The sequence below is a fragment of the Jiangella endophytica genome, assembly GCF_003427025.1.
Lineage (GTDB): Bacteria > Actinomycetota > Actinomycetes > Jiangellales > Jiangellaceae > Jiangella > Jiangella endophytica.
This window is the reverse complement of the sequence record NZ_QVAI01000053.1, coordinates 1-1,545: the sequence shown is the minus strand read 5'-3', so window position 1 is coordinate 1,545 and position 1,545 is coordinate 1. Positions and strand designations below refer to the sequence as shown.

General features: G+C 71.4%; 2 protein-coding genes. Both read right to left on the bottom strand.

Features of this window, described 5'->3' with window-relative positions; translation table 11 throughout:
* The coding region (locus tag DZA62_RS35215; protein ID WP_157988116.1) for an electron transfer flavoprotein subunit alpha/FixB family protein at positions 1 to 893 on the bottom strand (893 nt) is incomplete at its 3' end.
* A 19-nt stretch (positions 894 to 912) separates the two neighbouring features.
* On the bottom strand, positions 913 to 1,545 hold a 633-nt coding region (locus DZA62_RS35210), incomplete at its 5' end, for an electron transfer flavoprotein subunit beta/FixA family protein (RefSeq protein WP_157988115.1).

Sequence of the window (1,545 nt, the reverse complement as noted above, 5' to 3'; positions counted from 1 at the left end):
CCGAAGTCGGCCATCGCGAAGATCGGCGCTTCGGGGTCCTTGTTGACCACCACGATGGTCTTGGAGGTCTGCATGCCGGCCCGGTGCTGGATCGCCCCGGAGATCCCCGCCGCCAGATACAGCTGCGGCGACACGGTCTTGCCGGTCTGCCCGACCTGGTAGGCGTGCGGGTACCAGCCCGAGTCGACCGCCGCGCGCGACGCGCCCACGGCCGCGCCGAGAGCGTCGGCCAACGCCTCGACCGGGGCGAAGTCACCACCGGTGCCACGCCCACCGGACACCACGATGCTGGCCTCGGTCAGCTCCGGCCGCCCGGTCGCCGCGCGCGGCGCCCGTTCCACGATGCGGGCCCTCGTCGCGGCCTCGGAGAACGCGACCGCCACCTTCTCCTCCGTCCCGACGGCGCCGCCGGTGACCTCGGGGGTCACCGCGTTCGGTTTCACCGTGATGACCGGCGCGCCCGTGGTGACGGCCGCGGTGACGGTGTACCCGCCCGCGAACACCGACTGCGTCGTCACCATTTCGGACGCGACAACTGTGATGTCCACGGCGTCGGTGATGACGCCGGAGCCGAGCTTCACCGCCAGCCGGGCCGCGATCTCCTTGCCCTCCGGGCTGGACGTCAGCAGCACACCGGCCGCGCCGGACGACCGGACGATCTGCGCCAGCGCCTCGGCCTTGGGCACGACCAGGTACTGCTCGAACTCGCTCGCCTCGACCACATACACCTTGCCCGCCCCATGCGCGCCCAGGGTGTCGCGGGCGGCGTCGTAGCCCGACCCGAGGAACACCGCGGCCGGCTCGCCCGCACGCGCCGCCAGGGTCAGCAACTCCAGCGTGGTCTTGCGGACCTCGCCGTCGACGTGGTCGACCAGGACCAGGATCTCTGCCATCGGTTTACTCCACCCCTGCTCAGATGAACTTCTGCGCGGCGAGGAACTCGGCCAGCCGCACGCCGCCGTCGCCCTCATCGGTCACGACCTGACCGGCGGTGCGCTCGGGCCGCTTGACCACCTCGCGCACGGTGGAGAACGCCGCACCCGATCCCACCTGGGCCGGGTCGATGTCGAGGTCGGCCAGCGTCCACGTCTCGACCGGTTTCTTCTTCGCCGCCATGATCCCCTTGAACGACGGATACCGGGGCTCGTTGATCTGGTCGGTCACCGCCACCACCGCCGGCAGGGCGGCCTCGATGGTCTCCGACGCGGTGTCACCGTCGCGCCGCGCCGTGACCGAGGTGCCGGACACCACCAGCTCGCCGACGAACCCCACATGCGCCAACCCGAGGTACTCGGCCAGCATGGCCGGGACGACACTCATGCCGCCGTCGGTCGAGGCCATACCGGTCAGGACCAAGTCGACGGCGCCGATCCTCGTGACCGCGGCCGCCAACACCCGCGCGGTGGCCAACGCGTCGGACCCGTGCAACGCGTCGTCGACCACGTGCACAGCAGAGTCCGCGCCCATCTGCAACGCCTTCTTCACCGCCGCCTCGGCGCCGCCGGGACCCATCGTCAACGCGACGATCTCGACCCCGTCACCGGC